Origin of the sequence: Tahibacter harae, assembly GCF_024437735.1 — a bacterium.
Lineage (GTDB): Bacteria > Pseudomonadota > Gammaproteobacteria > Xanthomonadales > Rhodanobacteraceae > Tahibacter > Tahibacter harae.
The window spans coordinates 35,227-56,596 of sequence record NZ_JANFQO010000002.1 but is presented as its reverse complement, the minus strand read 5'-3'; the positions used below and the strand labels follow the sequence as shown (position 1 = coordinate 56,596).

Annotated in this window: 15 protein-coding genes; 10 read left to right on the top strand and 5 right to left on the bottom strand. The window is 66.5% G+C overall.

The genetic code is table 11. The features are described 5' to 3' along the window. The first annotated feature begins 1 nt into the window (after position 1). Complete coding sequence (locus tag NM961_RS02145) at positions 2-553, top strand: lipocalin family protein (protein ID WP_255911308.1); 552 nt, start codon at positions 2-4, stop codon at positions 551-553. 32 nt (positions 554-585) lie between these two features. On the opposite strand, the gene NM961_RS24090 is transcribed toward NM961_RS02145, so the two are convergent. From NM961_RS24090 to NM961_RS02130, 3 genes are all read right to left on the bottom strand, one after another. Next, on the bottom strand, positions 586-1,788 hold the full coding sequence (locus tag NM961_RS24090; RefSeq protein ID WP_255910727.1) for a choice-of-anchor Q domain-containing protein: 1,203 nt from the start codon (positions 1,786-1,788) through the stop codon (positions 586-588). Positions 1,789-2,672: 884 nt separating this feature from the next. Next, positions 2,673-2,966: a hypothetical protein gene (locus NM961_RS02135; protein ID WP_255910725.1), complete on the bottom strand. Its 294-nt coding sequence runs from the start codon at positions 2,964-2,966 to the stop codon at positions 2,673-2,675. Between the two features lie 221 nt (positions 2,967-3,187). Then, positions 3,188-3,676, bottom strand: coding sequence for a universal stress protein (locus NM961_RS02130; RefSeq protein ID WP_255910723.1), 489 nt, complete (start codon positions 3,674-3,676; stop codon positions 3,188-3,190). A 567-nt stretch (positions 3,677-4,243) separates the two neighbouring features. Here NM961_RS02130 and NM961_RS02125 point away from each other — a divergent pair. The 8 genes from NM961_RS02125 to NM961_RS02090 all read left to right on the top strand — a co-directional run bounded on the left by NM961_RS02125 (position 4,244) and on the right by NM961_RS02090 (position 14,615). Then, positions 4,244-4,684, top strand: a complete 441-nt coding sequence (locus NM961_RS02125) for an Hsp20/alpha crystallin family protein (RefSeq protein ID WP_255910721.1) — start codon at positions 4,244-4,246, stop codon at positions 4,682-4,684. 74 nt (positions 4,685-4,758) lie between these two features. Next, the gene (locus tag NM961_RS02120) at positions 4,759-5,406 is read left to right on the top strand and encodes a BON domain-containing protein (RefSeq protein WP_255910719.1); all 648 of its coding nucleotides are present in this window, start codon (positions 4,759-4,761) and stop codon (positions 5,404-5,406) included. Between the two features lie 567 nt (positions 5,407-5,973). Next, entirely contained in the window at positions 5,974-7,086 is a 1,113-nt protein-coding gene (cfa, locus tag NM961_RS02115) for a cyclopropane fatty acyl phospholipid synthase (RefSeq protein ID WP_255910717.1), read from the top strand. Between the two features lie 648 nt (positions 7,087-7,734). Then, entirely contained in the window at positions 7,735-8,733 is a 999-nt protein-coding gene (locus tag NM961_RS02110; protein WP_255910715.1) for a sensor domain-containing diguanylate cyclase, read from the top strand. A gap of 474 nt (positions 8,734-9,207) precedes the next feature. Then, positions 9,208-9,915, top strand: coding sequence for an ABC transporter ATP-binding protein (locus NM961_RS02105; RefSeq protein ID WP_255910713.1), 708 nt, complete (start codon positions 9,208-9,210; stop codon positions 9,913-9,915). 2 nt (positions 9,916-9,917) lie between these two features. After that, positions 9,918-12,272 (top strand): ABC transporter permease, encoded by a 2,355-nt coding sequence (locus NM961_RS02100; protein ID WP_255911306.1) that lies wholly within the window; start codon positions 9,918-9,920, stop codon positions 12,270-12,272. A gap of 3 nt (positions 12,273-12,275) precedes the next feature. Beyond that, entirely contained in the window at positions 12,276-13,487 is a 1,212-nt protein-coding gene (locus NM961_RS02095) for an efflux RND transporter periplasmic adaptor subunit (protein WP_255910711.1), read from the top strand. Between the two features lie 9 nt (positions 13,488-13,496). Further along, positions 13,497-14,615: an RMD1 family protein gene (locus NM961_RS02090; protein ID WP_255910709.1), complete on the top strand. Its 1,119-nt coding sequence runs from the start codon at positions 13,497-13,499 to the stop codon at positions 14,613-14,615. Positions 14,616-14,633: 18 nt separating this feature from the next. On the opposite strand, the gene NM961_RS02085 is transcribed toward NM961_RS02090, so the two are convergent. Both NM961_RS02085 and NM961_RS02080 read right to left on the bottom strand, forming a co-directional pair. Continuing rightward, complete coding sequence (locus NM961_RS02085) at positions 14,634-15,167, bottom strand: DUF4136 domain-containing protein (protein ID WP_255910707.1); 534 nt, start codon at positions 15,165-15,167, stop codon at positions 14,634-14,636. 832 nt (positions 15,168-15,999) lie between these two features. Beyond that, positions 16,000-16,635, bottom strand: a complete 636-nt coding sequence (locus NM961_RS02080) for a hypothetical protein (protein WP_255910705.1) — start codon at positions 16,633-16,635, stop codon at positions 16,000-16,002. A 545-nt stretch (positions 16,636-17,180) separates the two neighbouring features. On the opposite strand from NM961_RS02080, the gene NM961_RS02075 reads away from it, so the two are divergent. Further along, entirely contained in the window at positions 17,181-21,308 is a 4,128-nt protein-coding gene (locus NM961_RS02075; RefSeq protein WP_255910703.1) for a hypothetical protein, read from the top strand. Positions 21,309-21,370: the final 62 nt, after the last annotated feature.

Below are 21,370 nucleotides of genomic sequence, written 5' to 3'. Positions count from 1 at the left end.
CCTGCGCGGCGGTCTGTTCGCCGCGATCCCGCTGATGCTCACCGCCTGTGCGGCGAACCCGGTGCTGCCGCGCATGGAATCGGTCGACCTGCCACGCTTCATGGGGGACTGGTACGTCATCGCGCACGTGCCCAGCTGGCCCGAGCGGCATGCGCACAACGCCATCGAAAGCTACGTACTCGACAGCGATGGCACCATCCGCACGACCTTCCGCTACCGCAAGACGCCGGACGGCCCCCTCAAGGTGATGCGGCCCAAGGGATGGGCGGAGCAGGGCAGCGGCAACGCCGTTTGGGGCATGCAGTTCATCTGGCCGATCCGCGCCGAATACGTGATCGCCTACGTCGACGCCGACTACCAGGAAACCATCGTCGCACGCAGCAAGCGCGACTATGCCTGGATCATGGCGCGCACGCCGACGCTGCCGCCGGAACGCTACGAGGCCTTGCTGTCGCGATTGCTCGCCCTGGGCTATGCGCCCGAAGACGTGCGCCGCGTACCGCAGGCCTGGCCGGAAGCAGGCTTTCCCGGCGGCCGCGAACCGGTGCATTGACCGGGCAGGGGCCGGTTTTGCGCGAACCGGCCTCATTCCACATCGAAGGCTTGCAGCGTCACCGGCGTGGTCATGTTCTCCAGCGCGAAGTTCACCGGGCCCGGCGTACCGGCGCTGCTCGCGACGACCGTATAGGTGCCGACGGTGCCGTTCGCCGTTGCCGTCGTGCCCGCGACGCCGGCACTGATCGTCGCGGGATTCGGAGCAAGGCTCGAACTGGCACCGCTGACCGGCGCGGCGAAACTGACCCGGCCGCCATCCACCGGCTCGCCAGCCGCATTCGCGGCGAGCGCCACCGACAGCGGATTGGCGAACGTCGTGTTCACCACTGCACTCTGGCTGCCGCCACCGCTGATGGCGAGGGTGAATCCGCGCGATTCGTAGGCCCCCGTGTCGATACCCGCCAGCTGCGGCCGCGCGATACCGCGCTGATCCAGCGCCGGCGCGCCGGCCGCGACACCGTGGTCGATGGCCGGGCTGCCCGGGAGCAGCGCGTGCGTCGGAATCGTACCGCCGTAGTTGCCGAGCGGTGCGAGCACCGGGTTAGTGCCGAGCACATCGCCCGGGCCGGCGAGCGCGAGCGTGTTGTCGTTGCTGATATTGCCGCCGAGCGACACGAGCGTCGGCACGGTGGTGCCGACGGTCAGCGCATTCTGAATGGTACTGGCGAGTATCGTATTGCCGATCGTCAGCGTCATCGGACCGAAGCGCCCATCGAACAGTAGGGCGTTGCTCTGGTCCGCGATCGTCGTGTTCTGCAGCGTGACAGACACAGGCCCGATGTCGGGAAAGAAGTACACGGCCTGGCCGGCATTGTGGCTGAGCGTCGTGTTGTTCAGCGTCAGGCTGCCGCTATGGATCACGCTCACGCCGGCATTGTTGGTGAAGAGGCTGTTCGCGATGGTCGCCGAACCGCTGATGACGGCAATGCCGCTGCCGACGCCGCCGGCGCCGGAGGTGTTGTCGCGGATCAGGCAGCGGTTGGCGTTCAAGGTGCCGCCGACATGGAATGCGCCGCCGAAGGCCGCGTTCGGGCTGAACCCTCCGCGTATCGTGGCATCGGATATGGTCAGCGAACTCTGTACGGTGAATATCCCGAAGGTGTTGTTGCCCGTGATTGTCAGCTGGTCGACACCGGGCCCCGTGATCGTCAGCGGCCGGGTGACGGCCGGCAGCGAACTCGCCAGCGTGATCGTGCCGGTCACTGCGAAGGTGATCGCGTGCGGGCCGCCCACGTCGGCGTTCGCATCGAGTATGGCCTGGCGCAGGCTGCCGGCACCGCTGTCGCTGGTCGTCGTGACCGAAAAATTCGTTCGGACGGCCACAGGCTCCCGGGATGCCGAGACACCGGCCGGTGGAAAAGCGAAAAGACCGATCGCGCCGAAAGCGACAAGGTTGCGGCAAGCTCTGCGAGTCATACAGTGTTTCTCTCTTCGGGGGCTGGGGAGGCGCGCGCGTCGCAGCGTCCTGGCGGAAACCAAAACAAGGGCAAGACTCGATCACAGGTCGCCAGGTCAGAGCAAGGACGCTGGGTGAAAGGCCGCCTGTGATACAAACGACTGAGTTCGCTGACCTGCCATGCGACCTGTTCAGCCTACGGGCAAGCCTGGCCGAAGCTCAACTGCACTGATGTCGCGAGAGAAGCCGGGATCCGCCACGTCGTTGATATTTCAGTCGAATTCTGCCCACATGTTCCAGAACATCGGCGCTGCTTGCCAAGCGCAGAAGTGGCGAACAGCCAGCCGGCGAAGCTGCGGCACGACACCCAGCAGACCGAACCCCCGGGTAGCGTGGTGCCGTTCGCCGGGCTCCGCGCCGACGACGGCCTCCTGGCGACGCTTGCGGCACGTGGCGATACTGTATGAGGGCCGGACGAGGAGTAAGTCCGTCTGGCCGATGCCGCGCCATGCCATCCGTGCGGGCGATGCCCCTTTCCGCGGTGACGCGCTTGAGTTCCGCCTCGAGGCGTCAGGCCTCGGCGTTCTGGTTGACCTCAGCTTGGTCGCTCCAGGCGGCTTTCCTGGCTTTCGGATCCCAACTGCAAAGGCGGCAAGTCGCGATCCCCAGGCGGCGCTCATCGCCATCTCCGTTGCGGAAATTGCGAATGGCGCGGAGATGTCTACAAGCCCCTGGACGATTCAGGCCGATTGTCGCAGCGGCGTTCCAGTCGGCCGTGCAAGCCCAAGAACCGAGCCCGTATGCCGAAGCCGGAAATGAGGCTGATTCCCGCAAACGTGGTGACGCCGTCCGCGGGAATCGGCGTTCCAAAGGTGCCGTCACCGTGCACGAGGCGCGCGGGAAGACCTTCGGGCAGCGGAATCGTCACTGGTCCGTTCTTGGCCAGGTGCATGTTGTCCGGCAGGAACCGCGCTGCTGCTTGGTCGTCCGTCCACTGGCCGTTTGGCTGCTTCATCAGACTGCCCGCGGTAGCGCATGCCGGCCGGCGCGTAGGCGAAGCGGTTCGTCACGCCGTTACGCTGAAGCATCAGCGGCCGGTTCTCGGCGTCATCGCTCGCCGCCGACACGCTCGCGTGTCCGCCGGAGCCACGACATGAGAATGACCCTGGACAAGAGTGTGGTGATCGAGGGCGCTGTAGAAATCCGGGTCGATGAAGGAAACGCGGACGCTGACGATCACGGATTGATCGCTTCGGCTGCCGGGCCGAAGGACACGCGCTGTTTCGCGGCCGGGTACACCAGAACGGGAATGTCGCCGTGGGTCAGCACTTTATGTGTTTCGCTGCCGAGGAGCAGGGCCTGCATTCCCCGCCTGCCGTGGGAGGCCATGACGATCAGGTCGCAGCCGTGCTTCTGCGCCGCAGCGATGATGGCGGAATACACCTGGTCGCTCAGCACGAACTCCACGTCGCAGGCAAACCCCAGCCTCTTCGCGACGGCGCGGGCGTCGCCCAGGCAAGTGTCGGCCTTGGCCGTAGCGTGCTTGACGCATTCTTCGCGACTGTCTTCGAGCAACTCCGCCCGCACCGTGAAAACATGGAATTCGGGCTGCGCGTTGAACACCGTCGCGCGGGCATTCAACGCCTTGGCCAGGCGAAGGCCGCACTCGACGGCTGCAGTGGACTGGGCCGATCCGTCGGTTGGCAGCAACACGTGCGTGAACATGGCAATTCTCCGGTCAGTGTGGTTACGACCCATCTGCTCTGCGTTGCGGAAACCATCGTGATCGTGGAAGTCCGGGCAACGGCCCGAGTCGACCACGACCTTGAAGTTTCATCCGGATGCTAAGCCGCACGATTCCCGCCGCATTGATCCGCATCAAGTCGCCGGCATTGGCTTGCTGTATGGCCTTGAGCTGGTGCTGCGCCGTCGGAGCGAGCGGCACTGAAATGTCGCTCGCGTTCGTGGTGTGAGTGACGGTATTCGCGAAGATCAATCAGTGCAGCGGGAGCGATGCGCGAGCACGTCGCGCGTTTCGGCGCGGGACCGGATCGCCGTCGAAGTCGGGCAGATGCTCGACGCGGACCTTATCATCGTCCAGCGAACAAGGCCGACGCGCGTCACTCAATGCGGGCACGCCCAAAAATTCCTTGATCCAGGTCAATTCCCCCGCCCAGGGCGTGGCGTAGGCTTTTTTTGCCGTCTTCCGGGACCGGCGATAGTCCGCGATGCAATAGCGCGGCGCGGCGCGGCCGGCAGGCGGCCCCCCCCCTACCATATTGGGAGAATGCCATGAATGCACTGAGCCGCTGGAGTCCGTTCAAGAACCTTGCGCGGATCGACCCTTCCTCAAGCTTCGAAGACCTGTTCCGCGGCCTGGGCGGACGCCTGCTGCCGCGAGACTTCGACGCTGCCAGCATTCCGGTGGATGTCACCGAGAAAGAAAAGTCGTACGTCGTCAAGGCGCAGCTCCCGGGTGTCGACAAGAAGGATATCGACATCTCGGTGCAAGGCAACCAAGTCTCCATCAGTGCCGAGTTCAAGCGCGAGGAGAAGCACGAAGGCGAGCAGGAGATCTGCGTCGAGAGCTACTACGGCAAGGCTTACCGCGCCTTCACGCTTCCGGACGAACTCGAGGGCACGAAAGCCGAGGCGCACTATGCCAACGGCGTGCTGACGCTGACCGTGCCGAAGAAGCGCAATGGCGACGCGCGCCGCATCGCAGTGACGTGAGGCCGTCGCCGCGGCCGCACCGTAGCGTCGGCCCGGCGAATGGCGAACACGGGTCCAAACTCCGGAGAACCCTGATGGACGACAAACAACTGCGCCAGAACGTCATCGACGAACTGGCATTCGAACCCAGCATCGATGCGGCGAGCATCGGTGTTGCGGCCGAGCACGGCGTGGTCACACTGAGCGGACACGTCAGCTCTTATCCCCAGAAAATGGCGGCGGAGCGCGCCGTCTGGCGCGTGAAAGGAGTCCGGGGCATCGCCCAGGATATCGAGGTGCGCCTGCCCGGCCACAAGCGCCGGGCCGACGACGAGATTGCGCAGCGCGCGGTGAACATTCTTGCGTGGAACACGCAGGTGCCACAGGACGCCGTCAAGGTGCGTGTGTCGGAGGGCTGGGTGACGCTATCCGGTGAAGTGAGCTGGAACCACCAGCGGACGGCTGCCGAAAAGGCAGTGCGCGAGCTTTCCGGCGTCGTCGGTGTATTCAACCAGATCGAGATCGCGCCACACGTGCAGCCCGCCGACGTGAAGCAGCGCATCGCGACCGCGTTGTCGCGTCATGCGCGGCTGGAAGCCGACCGGATCGGCATCGTCGTGGATGGCACGACCGTGACGCTCTCGGGCGACGTGGACAGCTGGGACGAGCGCATCGCCGCCGAAAGCGCGGCATGGGCGGTCAGCGGCGTGCGCAACGTGGTCGACCGGCTGCGGATCACGTGACCCGATTTCCGATCGCGAGCGGGGAGCTTGCGTGATCGACCAAGCCGCAGGCGGGGAACGGCGCGTCATGTGCCTGCGGCACCGGGGCGATTGCTTTCTTGTCGGGGAGCATCGCCCCGTGCCGGATCGGATCAGGTGGCCGGGCGTGAAACCTGCAGCCCGTGCCGCACCGGACCGCGCCTCGTCGATGACGAGTTGCTGATGGCGAAGTGCCGCCGTTCCTGGTTGCGCGAACACCAACCTCATCAGTGTGGCGAAGCGCTCCGCGGAATCGTACAGGCCGCCGGTGTCCTGAGGCGCGTAGCGGTCGGGACCGCGATGGATCAAACCGATGCACGCAACCTGCACATGGTCCGCACTATTCTCAAGCGGCCGCACCAGTAGGTAGCTCCACGCCGGGACCGATACAGGCCAGCGTCGCGGTCGCCGAATACGCCAGGCTTGTTGTCCTCATTCCCGATTGCGGCTCCGGCATCGGTGGCATACCGACGAATCGGCAGTCTGGTCATTGGCCGGCGACCGCGTCACGGATGATCGGGCGCTGCCCACTATCATCGGTAAAACGCCATGGCAACTTCGTACGAGCGTGTCGCGCGAATCCTTGCTTGTGCCGATGTGCGCGTCAACGGCGATCGGGCGTGGGACATCCAGGTGCACAACGAGGCTTTTTTCCCGCGCGTGCTGGCACGCGGGTCGCTGGGGCTCGGAGAAGCGTTCCTCGATGGCTGGTGGAATGCGGCGTCGATCGAGGGGCTTCTTGCACATCTGCTTGAGGCGCATCTCGACCGCCACGTGCGCACCTTGACCGACTGGTGGGTCGGCATACGGGCGATCCTTCTGAATCTGCAGGGGAAGCACCGGGCTTTCGAGGTCGGCGAGCGGCACTACGACCTCGGCAACGACCTGTATCGAGCCATGCTCGGGCGTTACATGGTGTATAGCTGCGGATACTGGCGCCATGCCTCGAATCTCGACGCCGCCCAGGAGGCAAAGCTCGATCTCGTCTGCCGCAAGCTGCGCTTGAGTCCCGGCATGCGCGTGCTCGACATCGGCTGCGGATGGGGCGAAGCCCTGAAATTTGCTGCCGAGCGCTATGGTGTCTCCGGCGTCGGCGTCACGATCTCGAAAGAGCAGGGGGAGTATGCGCGCGATCTTTGCCGTGGCCTTCCTGTGGAATTTCGCGTACAGGACTACCGCGATGTTACCGATACTTACGACGCCGTGTTTTCGCTCGGCATGTTCGAGCACGTCGGCGTGAAGAACTATCGTACGTATTTTGAGCTGGCCGGACGCTGTTTGCGCGGCGACGGCCTGTTCCTGCTGCATAGCATCGGCAACAATGTGTCGGCTGTATCCACGGATCCCTGGATAGAGAAATACATATTTCCCAACTCGGTGCTGCCGTCGGCCGCGCAGATCACGCGCGCCCTCGAAGGGCTGTTCGTCATCGAAGACTGGCACAATTTCGGCGCTGACTACGAACGCACGCTGTGCGCATGGCGGGACAACCTCGAGTCTGCGTGGGAATCGCTGCAAACGCACTATGGCGAACGATTCCGCCGTATGTGGCGCTACTACCTCGCCGCATCGATCGCCGCCTTCCGCACGCGGCAGGCGCAGCTCTGGCAAATCGTACTGTCGCCGCACGGCGTGCCGGGCGGCTATCTCGACGTACGCTAGGGAAGCGGCCGGCGGCCCACGTCGATCCGGTTCTCCAGGCGGTGTTTGTGCTGCTTCCTTTGGGCTTCTCCGGTTGTTTCAGTTGGATCGCGCCATTGCCGTCCTTCGCCTGCGCCTTCAGGACCGGGCGACTGCGGCAGTGTGAAGAAGGCCTGCAATGAGCGGCTACCGCATTCGCTGCGGCAGCCGGTTACTGCGTCCTTGTGCCGCTTGCATCACCGTGGTGGCGGCCGGGGAGCGGCGTGGCTGCCACCAACGTCGTGCGGTCCGCTGGGCGGGACTTGATCAGGATCAAGACCGCGCCTTGCCGTGGCCTCACGATAACGGAAAACGGAGGCGCATCCATGAGCATAGGCGAACCCGTCCTGCCTTGGGCATTGTGGCCGGGCCGTCCGCGGCGGAGTAAAACCCTGGGCCACGGCGCTCCGTTCGCAATCCGCTACCGCGCCATGCCGGACGGTAAGAGCGCCGCGAGTGCAGCCGCGCCGCCGGGCGACTGGCGCCATCGCGGGGCTGGCACGCTGCTGCGAGGCCGTACGCGGCGCGCTTTCCCGGATACAACCGTCTGGTGGAAAAGAAGGATGTCCACCGCATGGTGCGCCCGCTGTGGCTGACGACGTCCCCATGGATCTCCCGGGCGGGGTAGGCGTGTTCGACATCCTGCCGGACGATATGCGCGAAGTACTCGAGGCCCTTCCGCTGGCGCTGGTAGGCGTCGACGCGCGCGGGATCGTCCTGTTTGCGAACCGCGAAGCCGAGAATCTGTTCGGCTACGGGGCGGACGAATTGCTAGGCAAACCCATCGAGAATCTGGTTCCGGAACCAGTGCGCACTCGCCACGCGCAGGCGAGGACTGACTACCAGCGTGCGCCGGTGACGCGCCGGATGGGCGAGTCGCGCGAACTCGCGGCGCAGCGCCGCGACGGCAGCTCGTTCCCCGTGGCCGTGTTGTTGAAGTCGCTGAAGAGCAGGCAAGGCGACGTCGTTCTGGCCGGTGTGCTCGATCTGTCCAGCCAGAAGGCGCTCGAGGCGCATTTGCGCGATCAGTACGCGCTGATGGAGCGAGAGGTCGCCGAACGGACCGCCGCGCTGCAGCAGCGTACCCAGCACATGGAAGAACTGATCCGGTCGTTGAAGCGAGCGCAGGCCGAACTGGAACGGCTGAGCCGCCATGATTCCCTGACCGGCCTGATCAATCGCCGCGAATTCGACGAGCGCGCATTGCGCGAGCTGCAGCGGGCGCACCGGCGACAAAGGCCAACCTGCGTGGCGATGCTTGATCTCGATCGCTTCAAGGTCGTGAATGACCGCTTCGGACACGCCGTTGGCGACCGGGTTCTGCGCCGCGTGGCGGCCATACTGACCCAGCAACTCCGAAGCGACGACCTGATCGCGCGCTATGGCGGCGAGGAATTCGTCGTGCTTTTGCCCGAGACCGGGCTGGACGACGCGGCAGCGGTGATGGAGCGCGTATGCACGGCCGTCGCCGACGAATCATGGGACGAACTGCAGGCCGGGCTCGCCCTGACCCTCAGCGGCGGCTTGGTTGCGCTGGAAAAAGGTGAAGTCCTGGAGGCTGCGGTCGAACGTGCGGACCGCCTGCTTTACCGCGCCAAGAACGCCGGCCGCAACCACATCGAGCGGTGAATCTCCAGGCCGTCACGCGATCGGATTACGGGGCTTCACCGCAGCGAGGAAAAATCAACACTGGCCTGCTGCAATTGCTCGAGCAAATCCTGCTATTGCGGGGCATGGGTTGGCACGGGCAGGGCACCATGCCTGGCGCGTTCGTGGGAGCGATCACGGCGAAGTTGGCCTATTGAATGTGCCGCTGATGACTGGGCGCCGGCCGGTACCCGCGGCTGTGCCGGTGAGAGCCCGCGATATCTTGAATATCCGTCGCTGCGCACGCTCGCGCTCGGCTTCGCGTGATCGCCAAGGCGATCCAGGCCGCGAATGCGCGAGCAGCCCGGCGGGGGCAGATGCCTGCCGGCGATTGGGCTATCCGATACTTTGCTGGTTGCAACTTCCACTCGCGATGGACCTCTTCTCTTACCGATCGCTCGCGCCGGGTTGATCCGGGTCAATAACGCTCCGTGCGGCCTGCGCTGCAATCGGGCCATGACGACGCCCACCTTCCACGCCAGCGATCTGACGAAGACCTACCGCGCCGGCGAAGTGGAGGTGCAGGCGCTGCGCGGCGTCACCCTGGACCTGTACGCGGGCGAGTTCGTCGTCCTGCTGGGGGCTTCCGGCAGCGGCAAGTCGACCCTGCTCAACATCCTCGGCGGGCTTGACGTGCCCACCTCAGGCGAAGTCTGGTACCGCGACCACCGCCTGCACGGGGCAGGGGAACGCGAGCTCACGCAGTATCGGCGCGAGCACGTCGGCTTCGTGTTTCAGTTCTACAATCTGATCCCCAGCCTCACGGCGCACGAGAACGTGGCGCTGGTGACCGAGATCGCGGACGACCCGATGCCGGTAGCTGCCGCGCTCGCCAGCGTCGGGCTGGAGGAGCGCTGCGATCACTTTCCTGCGCAGCTTTCCGGCGGTGAGCAACAGCGTGTCGCGATCGCGCGCGCCATCGCCAAGCGCCCGGACGTATTGCTGTGCGACGAGCCCACCGGCGCGCTTGATGCCGCTACAGGCGTCCGCGTGCTGGCCGCGCTGGAGAAGGTGAACCGGGACTACGGGACCACGACGCTGGTCATCACGCACAACGCCGACATCGCGCGCCTGGCCCATCGCGTCCTGCGCATGGCCGACGGCCGTATCGTGGGTGAGACCCGCAACGAGGTGCGCGCCACGGCGGCGGAGCTGAGCTGGTGAGCATGCTGGGCCGCAAACTCGGCCGTGACCTGTGGCGGCTGCGGCTGTCGTTGTTTGCCGTGGCCATGGTGGGCGCGGTGGGCGTAGCCAACCTGGTGATGGCGCGCGCCACGCTGGAATCGCTGCGCGAAAGCCGTGAGGAGTTCTATGGCCGCTATCGCTTCGCCGACGTGTTTGCCGAGGTCGAACGCGCGCCCGAAGCCCTGGCCAGACGCATCGCGCACATTGACGGCGTCGCCGCCGTGGACACGCGCGTGCTCGCAGCCGGACGGGCGGAACTCGCCGGTTTCGGCGAACCGATCCGCGTCATGGCGGTCAGCCTGGGCGAACCCGACTCCGCGAATCTCAATGCGGTGTATCTGCGCGAAGGACGATTGCCGGCGCCGGGTGAACGGCGGGCCGCGGTGCTGAGCGATGGCTTCGCTCAGGCGCACCATCTGCGCGTGGGCAGCGAGGTGACCCTGGTGTTGCACGGGCGCCGGCAACGCTTCACCGTTATGGGCATCGGCACCTCGCCGGAACATGTCGCGCAGATGGATCCGTCCGCCGTTTTTCCCGATGCGCGGCGCTTCGCCGTGGCCTGGCTGCCGCGCGAGACGCTGGCCGCCGCCACCGACCTGGACGGCGCATTCAACAGTGTCGCCATCACCTTGCAGCCTGGCGCCAGCGAGGCCGCCGTACTGGCGGCGCTCGACCGCGTGCTGCGCCGATACGGAGGGCGCGGCGCCATCGGCCGCGAATACCAGCGTTCGCACCGTTACCTCAGCGAGGAATTGCGCCAGCTCGACACCATGGCGCGCACCTTTCCGGTCGTGTTTCTTGCCGTGTCCGCCTTCATCCTGCAGGTGGTGCTGGGCCGGCTGGTGGCCTCGCAGCGCGAACAGATCGGCACACTGAAGGCGTTCGGCTACGGCACCTGGCGCATCGCGGCGCACTACACGGGGCTCGCTCTAGCCACGGGCGGCATGGCGGCGCTGTTCGGCGTGGCAGGCGGCATGCTGCTGGGCGCGCGCATGGCCGACCTGTACCGTGAGTTCTATCGCTTGCCCTGGATCGACTTTCACCTGTCATCCAGCTTGCTCGGCATCGCCGTACTCGTCAGTCTGGCCGGCGCCGTCGCTGGTGCTGCGCTGCCGGCGATTTCGGCGGCACGTCTGGCACCGGCCGAAGCAATGCGCGCCGAGGCGCCATCGTCGCGGTGGGTGCGGCGCGCCGGGCGCCGCAAGCGGCTGCCGCTGGGCCAGTCCCACCGCTTCATCCTTCGCAATCTCCAGCGCCGGCCGATCCGCAGCGCGCTGACGTGGCTCGGCCTGGCGTCCGGCACCGCGATCATCATGATGGGCCGCTTCCAGAACGACGCCATCGAACTGATGATCGACCAGCAATTCCGGCGCACCGAACGGCACGATATCGCGGTCGATGCCGTGCAAGCCCGCGGACGCGCGGCGCAGCGCGAGCTGGAGCGCCTGACCGGCGTACTGCAGGTCGAGCCGGTGCGCGTGTTGCCCGCGAAAGTGAGCTTCCGCGCCGCGGACTACCGGACCGCCGTGCGCGTGCTCGACGACGGCGCGCAGCTGCGCCGCACGCTGGATTCAGACGGGCGCCCGATCGCCGCCCCCCTGCGCGGCGTGCTGCTCACCGACTATCTGGCGCGCATGATCGGCGCGCAGCCGGGCGACGAGATCCTGATTGACCCGCTCGATGCGCGCACGCCGCCTGTGGGCTTGCCACTGGTCGGCACCACAAGCGAGCCTTTCGGCGCCCAGGCCTATGTGAACGCGGAGACGTTCGACGCCGTCTTCGAGCGCTCGCTGCAGGATGCCGGCTGGCTGCTGGCCGTCGACCGCCGGCGGCAGCCGGCGGTGTTGCGGGCATTGGACCGGCGCCCGTACGTAGCCGGCATCGACCAGCGCGGGCTTGCGATCCGCAACTTCAAGGACGGCATGGCCAACACCATTCTCACCTTCACGCTCATTGCGACGAGCTTCGGCATCGTGATCACGCTGGGCGTGGTCTACAGTGCGGCGCGTGTCTCGCTGTCGGAACAATCGCGCGATCTGGCCAGCCTGCGCATCCTCGGATTCACGCGCAGCGAGGTTTCCTATCTGCTGGTCGGCGAACTCGTGCTGCTGGCGCTGGCGGCGGTGCCGCTCGGCTTCGCCGCCGGCCACGGACTGGCCGCGCTGCTGACCGCGGGCTTCGATTCGGATCTGTTCCGCATCCCGCACTACATCATCCTGCGCACGCATGCGTTCGCCGGCGCGGTCTCGCTGGCCTGCGCCCTGGCCTGCGGCCTCGGCCTGCGGCGGCGCGTGGACCGGCTCGACCTCGTAGCCGTGCTCAAGGCGAGGGAATGAGCCATGGCAGCAGGCAGGCCTTCCCGTTCGCGGGCGCTGTACGTATGGGGCGGGCTGGTGCTGCTTGCGCTGGTGCTGTGGGCCGCGTGGCCGCGCGCCGCCGCGGTCGACGTCGGCGAAGTGCGCCGCGAGGCGCTGGAGGTCGGCTTCCATGAAGAAGGGCGCACGCGGCTCAGGCAACGCCATTCGATTGCAGCGCCGCTTGATGGCCTGCTCGATCGTGTCGAACTCGAGCCCGGCGATGCGGTGGAGGAGGGGAGCGTCGTCGCCACCTTGCGTCCGCAGGCCGGAGCGCTGCTGGATGCCGCGACGCGCGAATCGCTGCAGGCGCAATTGCGCGCGGCCGAAGACGCGCTGCGGCGCGCCGAGGAAGAGTTCGCGGCCGCGAAGACGCAGCGCGACCAGGCATCCAGGACCTCCGCGCGACTCTCCACCCTCGGCAAATCGGGTCAAGTGTCCGCTCAGTCCGGCGAAGAGGCGCGCACTGTTCTGGACATCGCCCAGGCGCGCCTGCGCGGCGCGGTTGCGGGCGTACGCGAAGCACGCCATCGCAAGGAAGCCCTGGCCGCGCCGTTGGGCTGGGAAGGACGCAACACCGCGATTCCCGCGGCGATGGCGTTGCCAGCACCCGTCGCCGGCGTGGTGATACGGCGTGCGATAGAAAGTGCAGGCCCGGTTCGTGCCGGACAGGTGATTGTCGAGATAGGCGACCCGTCGCAGCTGGAGGTAATCGTCGAACTGCTCACCGCCGACGCCCTGCGGCTGACGCCGGGCGCACCGGTGCGGCTGAGCGCGGCCGACGGCGCCGGTACTGTGCAGGGTACGCTGCGCCGCATCGAGCCCAGCGGCTTCACCAAGGTTTCCGCCGTTGGCGTCGAGGAACAGCGCGTGCTCGCCATTGTGGATTTCGGGGACGCTCCCGCGGGCTGGGGCGACGGCTACCGTGTCGATGCACGCTTCGGCGTGTGGCGCGCCGAAGCGGTCCTTACCGTGCCGATCTCCGCGCTGTTCCGCGAGGCAGATGCCTGGCGCGTATACCTCGTGAAGAATGGACGCGCCGTCTTGCGCGCGGTGGATATCGGTTGGCTGGGCGAGGTGCGGGCGGAAATCCGCGGCGGCCTCGACGCCGGAGACCGGGTCGTGCTTTACCCGGGCGACGAGATCCGCGATGGCGATCGCGTGCAGCCGGTGTGGCACGAGCCGGGTCACGAGTAAACTCCCCGCATGCCGGACTCGCCGCATATCGTCAGCGGAAGCCTGATCGCACATCGCCTGGTCGATGTCGCGGATGCGATCGACCTGTCGCTGGCCGAGACACTTTGGCTGGAACGCCACGGTCAACCCGGACAACGCAGCCGCTTCGTGTCCGTGGCGGCCGACGAACTGTCGTTCCAGTCGCCACCGCTGCTGCTGCGCCTGCCGGATGCGGCAGTCGACATCGACGGCGTCCGGCAACCGGTGCGCATGAGCGCCAGACTCTACGACTTCGGTGCCGTCACGCTCATCGGACAGCTCGACGTCCATGATGAGAGCTGGAACGGATTCGTTGCGGCATGCAATATCTTTGACCGCGCCCTGGGCCCGATCGACGGCTCAGCCGTGTGGCAGGCCGCCATGCGATCCGTACGCGACGAGATCGGTCCGGCGCTGCATCGTCCCGCGCTGCGCCATCTGGAAGAGGACTACCTGGTGGCGGTTGTGAATCGCACGGAGCCCGCGCTGGATGCGGCGAGCTTCGGGGCACGGGCCGATCTGGCCAGCCTGCTGTCGGGCGAAGCGCGGCAGTTGGCGCCCGCACAGCGCGCGGAGCTGGTCGTGAATGCGTACTCATATTTCGAGGACGATCTGGTCGTCCTCACCCGCGACAGGGCCGTCGTGCTGGAACCCCGCGGCGAGACGGACATACTCGACATCCTGGAGATCGCCAATGCGCAGCTGCTGGAAATGCGCTACTACGATGCGCTGATGGATGCCGAACTCGCCAGCATGTATACGATGATCGCCAATGCGCATCGCGGCATGTCCTGGATGGCGTCGCGCCGCTGCGCCCGGCTCGCGCGCCGTATCCACGGACTGGTAGCGGAAGTGACCCGGCTTACCGGAAACGTCGAATCCTCGCTGCAGATCACCGAGGACGTCCATCTCGCGCGAGTGTACCGCAAGGCACTGGACTTGTTCCGCGTTCCCGCCCTGGCCGACGGCGTGCACCGTAAGCTTTCCATCGCCCGCGACACCTATGCCGCGCTGTACAACGAAGCCTCCAGCCGTCGCTCCGAACTGCTGGAAATCGCCATCGTGCTGCTGTTCGTTTTCGAGATCATCCTGGCGCTGGCCGACAAGTAGGCGGGTGCTCGATGCCTGCTAGGGCTCACGCGCCGCTTCGGGAAAATCGCGAAACATCCGCTGGACGGCCGCCATCGCCTCGCTGTCCTTGCGCGCTTCCGAATCCGGCACGTAGCCCTGTGCCACACCGCGCCAGATCGCACGCAGTGTCCTGGCGTCGAAGACATCCAGCACCAGTGTCCCGATGCGCAGTACGCGCAATTCGATGCGCTGCATGCCGAGCGCGTGTGCGCCCCAGTGCCAGCCATCCCAGCCGGTATCCTGGTAGAAGTAGTTGAGCGTGGCATCTTCCCGGGTGGATACGTTGCCGACCAGGAATACATCGGCCTGCGCATCCGGTACGGCCCGCCAACCCTTCGCCACCAGTCTGGCATCGACGGCCGACACGACCCGCTGCCGAAGCAGCGGATTGCGCATCGGCGGGAGTTGCTTCCAGGCAAACGTCCGATATTGGCCGAAGTCCACGGTGGGATCCCGCTGCACGTGAATGACGGGGGAGGACGCACAGCCTGCAAGCAGGCTGCACGACAACAGAAATCCAGCGAGTTTCACGAGGGTTCTCCAACGCACCGGGGGTGCTCCCAGCATCCGCCGAACCGGTACGCGCGCCTTGACTCAGATCAATCCGCCGGGCTTGCCTGGCGCGCATGCAGATGCACATGCGCAGCAGACCGTACTACAGCAAGACCGCCGGCATCTGACGGCCAGGTCGGCGAGGAACGAGATCAGCAGGGCGAGGAACACGTCCAGCGGGCCAAGGCGTATGTGCGGCCCGACGACTCCGATGCTCCATAAATGATCGAATATATATATTATGTCAAATAAAGAATGACCAACCTCTGCGACCCCGGCAACCTTGAAATCGACACTCGCTCTCTTCCACCCAGCCATTCGCAGGAAAATTCGGCAGCCGGCGAGAAGCCCGCCGTTCTGGGTTGCTCCGCTGTTGCGCAGCGATCCGGGCAGATCAGTCCCGGCCGGCGCATGGCAAATGCGGGTCAATACAAAGTGCATCGTGACGGCAAGCTCCCTGCAGGTACATGATTGGCCTGTGCCCGCACGCCGTGTCCGGTTCACCGCCGGCCGTCCCGCCTACTCTTCAGGCTCGCAGCGTCGCTGTCCCGGCGCCGCGACAAGCCTGTCCACCGGTCGGTTCGCCGATGTACCGGCATCCGGTACGCCTGGCTGCAGCCAGCCGCCCTGCTTGCTGTTTCGTCCCGGAAATGACACGTCGGGGCCGGCGGCATTCAGAAGCAGCCCCAAGAAAACGGCGGCACTCATGATGAAAACGCCCGACACGCCCCACGGCCCGGCGGACACGAGCCCACAAAAAAAGCACGGGCAAGCCCGTGCTTTTCTTGCAACCTGCACCAGCTTCAGCCGATTACTGCACCTGGCAGGCCGGGCCGAAATAGCGATACGAGATCGCGTAGGCGCTGGCTTCCGGGGTGGTCGCGGTCGGACAGGTCACGGTGGCGAAGCCGACCGAGATGCAGACGCGCGGGTTGGTGCCGCTGGCAATGGCCGGGGTGGAACCGGTCGTCGCAGCCTGGTCGTAGGTCACGCCCATCGTGGCGAAGGCGTAGTTGGAGGTCGCCACTTCCGGGCCGGCCGCGTCGGCGGCGGCGTAGGAGCTGGCGGTGGTGCCGCCGGTCGAGCTGGCGCTGGTGTGCACGGCGGTGGTGCCGCACACGCCCGAGTCGCTCTGGCTGGCCTTGGCGGAGAACGACGGAGCCAGCTTGGAGATGGCAATGTCCATCTGCTCAAGCGAACCGCGTTCGGTAGCCGAAATGCCGTCCACGGCGTAGGTTTTCTCCATAAGGGCGCGATCCGCGACCATACGGTCGTGCAGCGCACGATGCCCGGCGGCATTCACAGCGACGAAAGAGGCGCCGTCTTCCGACTTCTGCTCATACAGGCCATCGCTGACGAGGCGCTTGCCTTCGATCAGGGTGGACTGCTGCGCGAAAGCCGAACCGGAAACCAGGGCAAGGGCGAGGATCGATACACGGAAAGACATTAGTTGAGACTCCAGACAGTGAGGGTTGAATCGCAGTACGGACTACAGTGCCCCCCTGAGGCGCGCGTATCATACATTTTTAAAATTAAATACACGTTACGCTTATTGCATTTTCACGCTGCTGAATGGCGCTTCTCATAAGCCGCATTTGCGCAATGGCGCACAAAATTCGTGCGAGGCGTATGTATCGCGCGGAGCTGACGGCCGCGCCTGCCTGCCCTGCGTGAATTTCTTTCAGCCTGTGGGCCTAGAGCGGCCGGTCTGCATGCCCACCTGGCATGGGTGCGGCACACGTGCCGCGGCCATTCCGGCGCGGCAGGCGGCACTATCAAAGCGTGCGGCGGAACGCGCGGGTCATCGAACGGCAATCAGCGGGCTGGACACTGGTTGTTTGTTCCACAAGGCGGCGACCCGGGCGCGGTGATCCGGACCGGGCGGCGCGGTGCCTGGCAGCGGCCTGCACCGCGGCATCGGCCGCCAGGCAATCTCCTGGGCGGGCAATCGCTTGCGGTATAGTCGTGGACAAGCCCATAGGAGTACTCCGCTTGCTGTCCCCCCAGAACCGCGAGCTGGCCGAGCTGCTTCGGAGCGGCGCTCTGCCCAGTGACGCCCGTCTCGATCCCGAACACCTGGTTCCCTATCTGAGCGGCGGCTACTACGCCTTCAGCTGCTGGCCGATCTTCCTCGATCCTGTCGAAAGCAGGCGCCTGATCGGGCCTATCGCCGCCAATATCCCGCGCATCTTCTATGCCGCGCTGCGTGCGCGCTTCGGCGAGGACAGCAGCGCCTTCGAGGCCTACTTCGGCTGGCCCGCCGATTTGTACGAAGTCCTGCTCCATCTGCCGGTGGATCCGCGCGATGTCCATGTCCGTTACGACGCGGTGTTCGACGGCCAGGATTTCAAGCTGCTGGAACTCAACGCCGGCACCTCCTGCGGCGGCTGGCAGGTCGGCAACTTTATCTATCCGCATATGCGCGAGCTGCTCGCGCGCGATCCGCGCAGTGCGGCCTGGGGCGTGGCCGAGGCCACCCCTGCCGAGTCGCTGCTGCGCCTGCTGGTGGAGAACATGCGCCGGCGCAACGGCGGGCGCCGCGGCGGCCATGTGCTGATGCACTGCTTTGCCAACACGCCGGAAGGACGCGAGCCGCTGCAGCGCTACCTGCAGCAGGTCTATGACGGCTGCAAGCCGGCGGAATGGCCGCAGGCGCGCATTTTCCTGTTCACCGACTTCAGCGAGATCAGCTTTCCGCGCAGCGGCGACGTGATCGTGGAAGGCCAGCGCATGGACGCCGTCGTGATGTGCTTCCCGCCGGTATCGGGCGTGCCGCGGGAAGTCGCGGATGCCTTGAACAATGCCTATCTGCGCGGCCGCATCGTCTATCCCGACAGCCCGTTCCATACCGTGATCGGCGACAAGCGCATGTTTGCCCTGGTGCACGAATGCTGCCGCGACGGCCTGCTCGATACGGCCGACATCGCGCTGGCCCAGCGCTACGTGCCCTGGAGCACGCTGCTGCGTCCGGGCCAGGTCAGCTGGCGCGGGCAGACCGCGCCGCTGGAGCAGCTGCTGCTCGGCGAGCGCGAACAGTTCGTGCTCAAGCTGGCCGACTCCTACGGCGGCCAGGACGTGTTCGTGGGACGGCAGCACCAGCCGGAGGACTGGGCCCGGGTAGTGCAGGATTGCCTGCAGCAGGGCCGCTGGATCGTGCAGGAATACTGCGCGCCGGGCCGCATGGAACTGCATGACAGCCTGCAGGGGCTGGCGCCGCACGAGCTGATCTGGGGGCTGTTCGCCGCCGGCATGGATTACAGCGGCGCATTCGTGCGCGCGCGGCGCTGCGACATCAGCCGCGGCGTGATCAATTCCGCCAACGGCGCGACCGAATTCCTGGTGCTGGACCAGGTCGAGCGCGCCGCCGAACCGCCCGCCCAGCGCCTCGCGGCCGCACTCGCCGGCCGCAGCGCGCAGACCGGCGACGGCCTGGACCTGCGTGCCGCCGACGTGCCGCTGTTCCTGCGCGGCTACGCCTTCCCGGTCAGCGCCTGGCCGGTGTTCCTGCCGGCCGCCACGCTGCGCAACGAGATAGAACCCCTGCTGCAGGCGCTGCCCGGGCTGATGTACCGTGCAATAGGCCTGCATTTCGGCGACGACGGCGAGGCTTTCTCGGAATATTTCGGCTGGCCGGCCGGCCTGCTGCCGGCGCTGCGCGAATCGCCGCCCGATCCGGCCGAGACGCTGATCCGCTACGACGCGGTAGTGGCCGACACGGGCGTGCAGCTGCTGGAACTCAACTGCTGTTCCTCGATCGGCGGATGGCTGCACGATTGGCTCGCCGCCGGCGTGCAAGCGCGTCTCAACAGCCTGGGCGGCGACTGGAACGTGCGCTATCGCGGGGTGTTCGCGGCCATGCTGGGGCACGCCTTCGAGCGCCTGCAGGCGCAGGCGCCGGCGGGCGCTGTCGGCAATGTGCTGGTGCATGCAGATGCGCGCTTCGCGCCGGCGGCGCTGGAGGATTTCCGGCACCAACTGCAGGCGGTCTACGATCAGGTGAGGCCGGCGCAGTTCGCCGCGGGCCGAATCCTGGTCTGCACCCGCGCCGACGCCATCGTGTTCGGCAGCGATGCGGTACGCCACGAGGGCCAGCGCGTCGACGTGGTGCTGCTCTCCTTCGCCGCCGAAGGCGAGCTGTCGGATGCGTTCTACGAACGCCTGACTGCCGCGCGCCTGCGCAACCAGCTGGTCACCGCCGATGCGCATTTCTACCGCGTGCTCGGCGACAAGCGCCTGTTCGCGGTGCTGCATGAATGTCTGCGCGACGGCAGGCTGTCCACGACGGATGCCGAACTCGTGCGTCGCCACGTGCCGTGGACTGCGCGGGTCAGCCGCGCCACGGCCAGCTGGAACGGCGACAGCGCTGCCCTGCCCGTGCTGCTGCGCCGTCACCGCGAGCAGCTGGTGCTCAAGCGTGCATCCTCGTTCGGCGGCAAGGACGTGTTTGTCGGCCGCTTCGTCAGTGCGGCGGTCTGGGCCGCGGCGCTGGATCGCGCGCTGGGCGACGGCGACTGGATCGCCCAGGCCTACACCCCGCCGGCGCGCGAGCTGCTGTGCGCGCAGGACAGCGGCCTGGCTCCGCACGATGTGATCTGGGGCTTCTTCGCCTTCGGCGGACGCTACGCCGGCGCCTTCGTGCGCGCGCGGGCGGCCGGCGGCGGCAGCGGCGTCATCAACTCGGCCAACGGCGCGACCGAATTCATCGTGCTGGAGGAAACCGAGCGGAAAAAGCGTTCGCGCACCTTTGAGGGCGAGTTCTCCCGACTGAACACGCTGCTCAATGCGGAAATCCAGCGCAACCCGGCGATGCGCGCCGAACGCCTGCGGCTGAACGACCCGCTGCTGCCCTCCTTCCTGCATACCTGGACCATCAAGTTCGGCGCCTGGCCGCTGATCGTGGACAAGGATTTCGCCCGCCGCCGCTTCGGCACCGTGGTGGAGGAAATTCCGCGCATCCTGTTCAAGGCCATGCGCCAGTATTTCGGCAACGACAGCCAGGCCTTCAGCGATTTCTACGGCGTGCCCGCCGTGCTGTACGACATCCTGCGCCACCAGCCGGTGGATCCGCGCGAGCTGCATGCGCGCTATGACGCGGTCATCAATGCCGACGGCCTGCGCCTGCTGGAGATCAACTGCACTTCGGCGGCCGGCGGCTTCCAGCTGGACTGGGCCGAGCCTGGCGTCAACGCCGCGCTGCAGCGCTATGCGGTCAGCGCGGCATTGCCGATCAAGCGCCACTCCGTGTTCGACACCCAGTTCCGTTCGCTGATCGCCGCGATGCTGCGGCGCTCGCAGCGGCCGCCCACCGGCAATGTGCTGCTGTATTCCTTCGTGCCGCAGCCGGACGAAGCCAACCTGCAGCAATGCATGCAGCAGGGCTACGACGCGCTCAAGCCGGCCGAACTCGCCGCCGGCAAGCTGACCGTGTTCACCGACTTCGGCCGCTTCAGCTTCGACGCCAACGGCGACACGCGCTACGACGGCGAACTGGTCGACGCGGTGCTGTTCTCGTTCCCGTCCGCGGTGCATGTGCCCGAGGAAACCTACCGGCTGCTGTCGGAGTCCTATCTCAAGGGGCGCCTGGTCTTTCCGGACAGTCCGTTCCACGCCCTGCTCGACACCAAGAAGCAGTTCGCGCTGGCGCATGAATGCTGCGAACGCGGCCTGCTCGATGCGCGCGAGAGCGCGATCATCCGCGAGTTCATTCCCTGGACCGCGCGCCTGACCGATACCGAAGTGCCCTGGCGCGGGCGGCGCCTGCCATTGCGACAGCTGCTGCGCGAGCAGCAGCCGCTGCTGGTGCTGAAGAAAGCCGAATCCTTCGGCGGCCGCGACGTCATCCTCGGCCGCAACACCGACGCGGCGGAATGGGATGAGCTGGTGCAGCGCCACCTGGCCGAAGGCGGCTGGCTGGTGCAGGAATACTGCGCGCCGGGCCGCATCCTGTTCGCCGATTCGGACCTTGGCGTGGTCGAGCACGACCTGATCTGGGGCATCTTCACCTTCGGCGGCCGCTACGGCGGCACCTTCATGCGCGCCAAGGCGGTGGGGCTCAGCGACGGCATCGTCAATACCGCGAGCGGCGCGATGGAGCTGCTGCTGTACGAAGGCGGCGACTGAAACGGAAACGATGCGCCGACCGCCCTGCCCGCCCGGCAATGGCCGCGGGCGCAGGCGGACGG